Genomic DNA, 7,476 nt, shown 5'->3' with positions numbered 1-7,476 from the left:
GTCTCTTCCCTACTTCCTTACTCCCCTACTCCCTTATCAAGCTGCCAGATCGCGCAGCACGTACTGCAAAATGCCGCCGTTCTTGAAGTAGTCGAGCTCGTCCAGCGTATCGATGCGGCAGATGATCGGGATGTTCTTCACCGTGCCGTCGCCATAAGTGACCTTGGCGGTCATCTTCTGGCGCGGCTTGATGGCGTCCAGGCCGTCGATCTCGACCAGCTCGTCGCCTTTGAGGTTGAGCGAGGCCCATGAGGTGCCGTCCTCGAAGACGAAGGGGATGACGCCCATGCCGACCAGGTTCGAGCGATGGATGCGCTCGAAGGACTGGGCGATGACGGCGCGGACACCAAGCAGATTCGTGCCCTTGGCCGCCCAGTCGCGCGAGGAGCCGTTGCCGTATTCGACGCCGGCGAAGATGACCAGCGGCACGCCTTCCTTCTTGTATTCCATCGCGGCGTCGTAGATCGACATCTCCTCCTTCGAGGGATAGTGGATCGTGTAGCCGCCCTCGCGGCCGTTCTCGCCCAGCATGTGGTTGCGGATGCGGATGTTGGCGAAGGTGCCGCGCATCATCACCTCATGGTTGCCGCGCCGCGTGCCGTACTGGTTGAAGTCGGCGACGCCGACGCCATGCTCGGTCAGGTACTTGCCGGCCGGCGAGGCGGCCTTGATCGAGCCCGCCGGCGAGATGTGGTCGGTGGTGATCTTGTCGCCGAAGAGACCGAGCACGCGCGCGCCCTTGATGTCGCCGATCTTGCCGAAGCCCGATGTCATGCCGGCGAAATAGGGCGGGTTCTGCACATAGGTCGAGCTGTCGTCCCAGGCATAGGTCTGGCCTTCCGGCGCCTTGACCTTCTGCCAGTACTCGTCGCCCTTGAAGACGTCGGCGTATTTGCGGGCGAACAACTCGCGCGTGACGTTCTTCTCGATGAACTCCTGGATCTCGGCCGCGCTCGGCCAGATGTCCTTGAGGTAGACGGGGTTGCCGTTCCTGTCCTCGCCAAGCGGCTCGGTGGTCAGGTCCTTGGTCACCGTGCCGGCCAGCGCATGGGCGACGACCAGCGGCGGCGAGGCGAGATAGTTCGCCTGCACGTCCGGCGAGACGCGGCCCTCGAAGTTGCGGTTGCCGGACAAGACCGCGGCGGCGATCAGGCCCTTATCGTTGATGGTCTTGGAGATCGGCGCCGGCAGCGGGCCGGAATTGCCGATGCAGGTGGTGCAGCCGAAGCCGACTAGGTTGAAGCCGATCTGGTCGAGCTCCTTCTGCAGGCCGGATTTTTCCAGATATTCGGCGACCACCTGGCTGCCTGGCGCCAGCGAGGTCTTCACCCACGGCTTCTGCTTCAGGCCGACGCGGTTGGCGTTGCGGGCGAGCAGCCCGGCGCCGATCAGCACGCTCGGGTTCGAGGTGTTGGTGCACGAGGTGATGGCGGCGATGACGACGTCGCCATGGCCGAGATCGTGGTCGGTGCCTTCGACAGCGTAGCGCTTGGAGATCTCGGCGGCCTTCTTGTACTCGGTCTCCATCGCCTTGGCGAAGCCGGCCGGAATGCCTTCCAGCGCGACGCGGCCCTCGGGGCGCTTCGGGCCTGCCATCGACGGCACGACGTCGCCGAGATCGAGCTCGAGCAGGTCGGTGAAGACCGGGTCGGCGGAGCCGGCGTCGCGCCACATGCCCTGGGCCTTCGAATAGGCCTCGACCAGCGCGATGCGGTTCTCGTCGCGGCCGGACATCGTCAGGTAGCGGATGGTCTCGCTGTCGACCGGGAAGAAGCCGCAGGTGGCGCCGTATTCGGGCGCCATGTTGCCGATGGTGGCGCGGTCGGCCAGCGTCATGTTGGAGAGGCCGGGCCCGAAGAACTCGACGAACTTGCCGACGACGCCCTTCTTGCGCAGCATCTGGGTAACGGTGAGCACGAGGTCGGTGGCGGTGACACCTTCCTTGAGCTTGCCGGTGAGGCGGAAGCCGATGACCTCCGGCAAGAGCATGGAGACGGGCTGGCCGAGCATCGCCGCCTCGGCCTCGATGCCGCCGACGCCCCAGCCGAGCACGCCGAGGCCATTGATCATGGTGGTGTGCGAATCGGTGCCGACGCAGGTGTCGGGATAGGCGGTGGTTTCGCCGTCCTCGCTGTTCGTCCACACGACCTGGCCGAGATATTCGAGGTTGACCTGGTGGCAGATGCCGGTGCCGGGCGGCACGACGCGGAAGTTGCGGAACGCCTGCTGGCCCCATTTCAGGAACTTGTAGCGCTCCTCGTTGCGCTCATATTCGAGCTCGACATTGCGGGCGAAGGCCATCGGCGTGCCGAACTCGTCGACGATGACGGAGTGGTCGATGACGAGATCGACCGGCACCAGCGGGTTGATCTTTTCCGGATCGCCGCCGAGCGCCTTGATGCCGTCGCGCATGGCCGCCAGGTCGACCACCGCCGGAACGCCGGTGAAATCCTGCATCAGAACGCGGGCCGGACGGTAGGCGATCTCGACGCCGGCGGTGCCCTTGTCGGTCAGCCAGCCGGCCACCGCCTGGATGCTTTCCTTGGTGACCGAGCGGCCGTCCTCGTTGCGCAGCAGGTTCTCCAGCAGCACCTTCATCGAATAGGGCAGCCGGGCGATGCCGGCGAGGCCGTTCTTCTCGGCCTCGGTGAGGTCGAAATAGACATAGTCAGCGCCACCCGCGGTCAGGGTGCGGCGGCATTTGAAACTGTCCAGGGATTTTGACACGTGCGATCCGTCCTTGTCTGTTCAGCCTGAAAGGGAACGGACGCCGATGGCATGCAATCACGCGCAAAGGTGCGGGTACGGCCATTTCCGCTGTCCGCTCCCAAGCAACCCGAGCCGTTCAAGGCGGCGCGTGCGCTGGTTCGGCGCTAATTCTGTTCCCGAGCCGACCGCTGGCACGGATGAACCGCATATAGAGAATTTCCTGGAATAGTTCTAGACAGTCGAAAGGCAAATTTGTGCGATGCGGCGACGGCCGCGAAACGGCGCTTTCGGAACGGGCAATGATGCGGCTGATCGCCGAAAATCTGGGCGGCGAGCGCGGCGGCGAGACGGTCTTTGCCGGCATCGGCTTTGCGCTCGAGAAGGGCGAGGCGCTGGTCGTCACCGGGCCAAACGGCGCCGGCAAATCGACGCTGCTGAGGGTCATCGCCGGTCTGCTGCGGGCCGCCGAAGGGCGGGTCCAGGTCGAAGGCGGCGGCGAGGCTTTCCCCACGGTCGCCGCGGCCGTCCACTATCTCGGCCATCTCAACGCGATGAAGACGGCCTTGAGTGTGGCGGAGAATCTGCGCTTCTGGCGCGACTTCTGCGGCGAGCCGGCGCTCGGCGTCGACGAGGCGCTGGAGACCGTCGGGCTCGGCGGCATCGGCCATCTGCCGTTTGGCTATCTCTCGACCGGCCAGCGGCGGCGGGCATCCATCGCAAAACTCCTGGTTAGCCACCGGCCGATCTGGCTGCTCGACGAGCCGACGGCGGGGCTGGACAAGGCGTCCGAGGAACGGTTCGCGGGGTTGATGCGCGGGCATCTGGAGGAAGGCGGGATCATCGTGGCGGCGACGCATCTGCCGCTGGGATTGGAGGGGGCGAAGGCGTTGAGGATGGGGGAAGTCGGTTGAGGTTGGCGCTCTGGCACCCCCCTCTCTGCCCTGCCGGGCATCTCCCCCTCAAGGGGGGAGATCGGCAGTTCGCGCGCCCCGCCAGCTTCCTTATGTTGAAAATTGGCGAAAGCCGAAGTGACATCCAATCTCCCCCCTTGAGGGGGAGATGGCCGGCAGGCCAGAGAGGGGGGCCTGGGCGCAGGCATCTCAACCCATGCTAGCCCTCCTCCTGCGCGACATCCGCCTCTCCATCCGCGCCGGTGGCGGGGCGTTGACGGGCGTCATCTTCTTCCTTGCCGTCATCGCCACCATCCCGTTCGGCGTCGGCCCGGATCTCAACCTGCTTGCCCGCATCGGCCCGGCGATCCTGTGGATCGCCGCCCTGCTTGCCTGCCTGCTCGGCCTCGACCGGCTGTTCCAGGCCGACCGCGAGGACGGCTCGCTCGATCTTCTGGTGCTGGGCCACGATCGCCACATGCTGGCGCTGACGGTGCTGGTGAAATGCCTGGCGCATTGGGCGGGAAGCGTGCTGCCGCTGGTGGTCGCCGCACCCTTGCTGGGGCTGTTCATGAACATGGAGGCGGCCGGCATCGGCGCGACCGCGCTCACGCTTCTCGTCGGCACGCCGGCCATCACCTTCATCGGCGCCGCCGGCGCCGCGGTCGCGGTGGCGCTGCCACGCGGCGGGCTGCTGATCTCGGTGCTGGTGCTGCCGCTCACCATTCCGGTGCTGATCTTCGGCGTTTCGGCCAGCTATGGCGCGGTGGCCGACCCGGCGCCGTTCCTGCAGCCTTTCCTCATTCTTGCCGCGCTGACGCTGTTTCTTGCCGTGCTCGGACCGCTGGCGGCGGCTTTGGCGCTGCGCCACGGGACGGACTGAGGCTGCGGCGCGGCGGCCGATTGCGAAGCCGGAACGGCAAGGCTAAGGGAAAGCATGATCGAACAGGGCGACATGGCCGGACCGGAAAGCCGCATCCACGTGGAGCGGCTGCCATGAGCGCGCATGCGCTCTATGTCACGGCCGCCTATGCCATCACGGCGCTGGTGCTGGCCGCGCTGGTCGCATGGATCCTCATCGACCAGCGTGGCCGCAAGCGCGATCTTGCCGAGCTGGAAGCCGCCGGCGTGCGCCGGCGCTCCGACAAGGGCGCCGAGGCCGTCAAGGACAAGGGCGCGAAATCATGAGCAGCGAGAGCACGGAGGCCGGAACGCCGGCGCGGTGGCGGCGCCTGTTCGTGCTTTTGCCGCTGCTGGTGTTCCTCGGGCTGGCGGGGCTGTTCCTGTCGCAGCTCCTGTCGGGCCGCGACGTGTCGGAAGTGCCGTCGGCGCTGATCGGCCTGCCGGCGCCGCAGACCAGTCTGCCGCCGCTGCAAGGCAGCGCCTTGCCGGGGCTCGATTCGAAGGCCTTTGCCGGCAAGGTTACGCTGGTCAACGTCTTTGCCTCATGGTGCGCGCCGTGCCGCGACGAGCATCCGGTGCTGCTCGCTCTGTCGAAGGACAAGCGTTTCGTGCTGGCGGCGCTGAACTACAAGGACGAGCCGGCGAACGCCCGCCGATTCCTCGGCGAGGTCGGCAATCCCTACCAGGCGATCGGTGTCGACGAGGCGGGCCGGGCGGCGATCGACTGGGGCGTCTACGGCGTGCCGGAAACCTTCGTCGTCGGCAAGGACGGCAAGATCGCCTACAAGCATGTCGGGCCGATTACGGCCGAATCTGCGGAAACTCTGCTCTTGCCGCAGATCGAGAAGGCGCTGGCGGCGCATTGATATCAGGTGATGGCGGCCTGCGAATCGCGGCTTCCTGCGCGCTTCCGGTGCTCACGTACCTAAGTACGCTCCGCTCCGGTTCTCGGAATCCACCATTCTCGACTCGGCCTGACCTGAATCTCAACGCGCCTGACGGCGCGGAGCTGGTTGGGGCGAAAAACTCAGCCGTAGATCTGCTTGTGGATCTGGTAGAGCATCTCGGAGCGGTCGGCGCGCATGTCGGCCAGATCGCGGCTGGAGAAGCTGTCGATTTCGGCGACGAGGCGGTTGTACTGCTTGCGCTTGGCGATGCTGGTGCGAGCGCGGGAAACAAAGTTCTCGAAGATCATGACGAGGGTCCTTTCGTGCCGCGTTCTGGCGGCGAATTGTTCCTCCCTTGATCGATACGGAGCATGACATAGGAATAGTGCGTTGCAAAAAGAAGATGTTGCAATGCACCATTGCGCTAAACGCATAGCCGGTTAACCGGCCGTTACCGCCGAGCAAACCTGATTGAAGGCCGCCAAGGCCTCAAGAGACGGTGAAGCCGTCATCACCGATCTTGCCATATCGCTCGCCGGCTGGCTTGATCGCGACCGACTGAATGCCGGGAGGAAATGCATGGCGGCCGCCGACTACTACGAAATCCTCGATCCGCGTTTCGCGCGGTTGTTCAACTCCAACGCGCAAGTGGAGAAGCTGTTCACCGGATGCCGCTGGGCGGAAGGCCCGGCCTGGTTCGCCGCCGGCCGTTATCTCGTCTGGTCGGATATCCCGAACAATCGCATGCTGCGCTTTGACGAGACCGACGGCGGCGTCAGCGTGTTTCGCCAGCCGTCGGGAAATTCCAACGGCAACACGGTCGACCGGCAGGGCCGGCTGGTCACCTGCGAGCATTCGGGCCGCCGCGTCAGCCGCACCGAGCATGACGGCTCGATCATCACCATCGCCGACAAATGGCGCGGCAAGCGGCTGAATTCGCCCAACGACGCGGTGGTGAAGTCCGACGGTTCGATCTGGTTCACCGATCCGAGCTACGGCATCGACACCGACTATGAAGGCGACAAGGCCGAGAGCGAGATCGGCGCCTGCAACGTCTACCGGGTCGATCCGGACAGCGGCGAGATCGATGCCGTCATCACCGACATGGTGAGGCCCAACGGGCTTGCCTTCTCGCTCGACGAAAGCAAACTCTATGTCGCGGACACCGGGCGCACCCACGGCGCCAAGAACCCTGCGCATATCCGCGTCTTCAACGTCGGCAAGGGCGGCAAGAAGGTCTCCGGCGAAAAGGTCTTCGCCGACTGCACGACCGGACTGTTCGACGGCTTCCGGGTCGACGAGGACGGGCGCATCTGGACGAGCGCCGCCGACGGCGTCCATTGCTACGATCCGGACGGCACATTGATCGGCAAGGTCAAGGTGCCGGAGGTCGTCGCCAACTGCGTGTTCGGCGGCAACAAGCGGAACTGCCTTTACATCGCGGGCACGACGTCGCTCTACATGGTGCGGCTGATGGTCAACGGCGCCAAGACGTATTGACGGCTCGCCGGAGAGCGCTCCTCCATGCCGTGACCTTCGACGTCGGGTGCAACGGTTACAGAATTCTGTAACCGTTGCAATGCTTTAGCGTAACGGCATGGCTCATGGGGTCTGCGCTGCGTCGCTTTGCTCCTTGCTTCGCCCTGGGATGACGACCTCATGTTCGACCGCGTATAGACGTCGCGAAGCCTTGCACCGCCGCGCGCATCGCCAGCCGGTCCTCGGCCGTCGTCAAGATCGCCTCCATCTCCGGCGGCTTCTTGCCGATCAGGACGATCTCCAGCGCCGTCTCCTCAAAGAGGACGAAAGACATGGTGCGCATGATCTCGCTGAGCGCGGCGCGGGCGTAGAGCGAGCGCGGCGAGGCGTGCACCAGCATGGCCGGCTTGGCGACGGCGGCGTCGCGCGACACCAGCCAGTCGAGCGCGTTCTTCAGACCGCCCGGCACGCCATGGGCATATTCCGGACAGGAGATGATGACGCCGTCGGCCGCCGTGACGGCCTCGATCAGCGCTGCCGCTTCCGGTGGCGTGCGCTCGCCCTCGTCGTCCGGGTTGAAGATCGGCAGCCGGCCAAGTCCGTCATAG

Annotated in this window: 8 protein-coding genes; 5 read left to right on the top strand and 3 right to left on the bottom strand. The window is 65.4% G+C overall.

The annotated features are described in order from the left end of the window. Window positions 1–36: 36 nt before the first annotated feature. On the bottom strand, window positions 37–2,727 hold the full coding sequence (acnA, locus tag EN780_RS22815; protein WP_127393091.1) for an aconitate hydratase AcnA: 2,691 nt from the start codon (window positions 2,725–2,727) through the stop codon (window positions 37–39). Between the two features lie 284 nt (window positions 2,728–3,011). Here acnA and ccmA point away from each other — a divergent pair, with 284 nt between their 5' ends. From ccmA to EN780_RS22790, 4 genes are all read left to right on the top strand, one after another. Continuing rightward, entirely contained in the window at window positions 3,012–3,620 is a 609-nt protein-coding gene (ccmA, locus tag EN780_RS22810) for a heme ABC exporter ATP-binding protein CcmA (RefSeq protein WP_127393098.1), read from the top strand. 196 nt (window positions 3,621–3,816) lie between these two features. Further along, on the top strand, window positions 3,817–4,482 hold the full coding sequence (ccmB, locus tag EN780_RS22800) for a heme exporter protein CcmB (RefSeq protein ID WP_127393092.1): 666 nt from the start codon (window positions 3,817–3,819) through the stop codon (window positions 4,480–4,482). Window positions 4,483–4,595: 113 nt separating this feature from the next. Beyond that, on the top strand, window positions 4,596–4,787 hold the full coding sequence (gene ccmD, locus EN780_RS22795; protein ID WP_127393093.1) for a heme exporter protein CcmD: 192 nt from the start codon (window positions 4,596–4,598) through the stop codon (window positions 4,785–4,787). Beyond that, complete coding sequence (locus EN780_RS22790; protein WP_128275385.1) at window positions 4,784–5,368, top strand: DsbE family thiol:disulfide interchange protein; 585 nt, start codon at window positions 4,784–4,786, stop codon at window positions 5,366–5,368. Before ccmD ends, EN780_RS22790 begins: the two co-directional genes overlap by 4 nt. A gap of 161 nt (window positions 5,369–5,529) precedes the next feature. On the opposite strand, the gene EN780_RS22785 is transcribed toward EN780_RS22790, so the two are convergent. Next, complete coding sequence (locus tag EN780_RS22785) at window positions 5,530–5,697, bottom strand: hypothetical protein (RefSeq protein ID WP_128275384.1); 168 nt, start codon at window positions 5,695–5,697, stop codon at window positions 5,530–5,532. A gap of 271 nt (window positions 5,698–5,968) precedes the next feature. On the opposite strand from EN780_RS22785, the gene EN780_RS22780 reads away from it, so the two are divergent. Next, entirely contained in the window at window positions 5,969–6,889 is a 921-nt protein-coding gene (locus tag EN780_RS22780) for an SMP-30/gluconolactonase/LRE family protein (protein ID WP_128275386.1), read from the top strand. Window positions 6,890–7,046: 157 nt separating this feature from the next. Here the strand turns inward: EN780_RS22780 and EN780_RS22775 are convergent. Continuing rightward, on the bottom strand, window positions 7,047–7,476 hold a 430-nt coding region (locus tag EN780_RS22775; protein ID WP_133372678.1), incomplete at its 5' end, for an NADPH-dependent FMN reductase.

This window comes from Mesorhizobium sp. M4B.F.Ca.ET.089.01.1.1, assembly GCF_004022605.1.
Classification (GTDB): Bacteria; Pseudomonadota; Alphaproteobacteria; order Rhizobiales; family Rhizobiaceae; genus Mesorhizobium; species Mesorhizobium abyssinicae.
The sequence above is the reverse complement of the archived record's forward strand: the minus strand, read 5'-3'. Positions and strand labels throughout refer to the sequence as shown.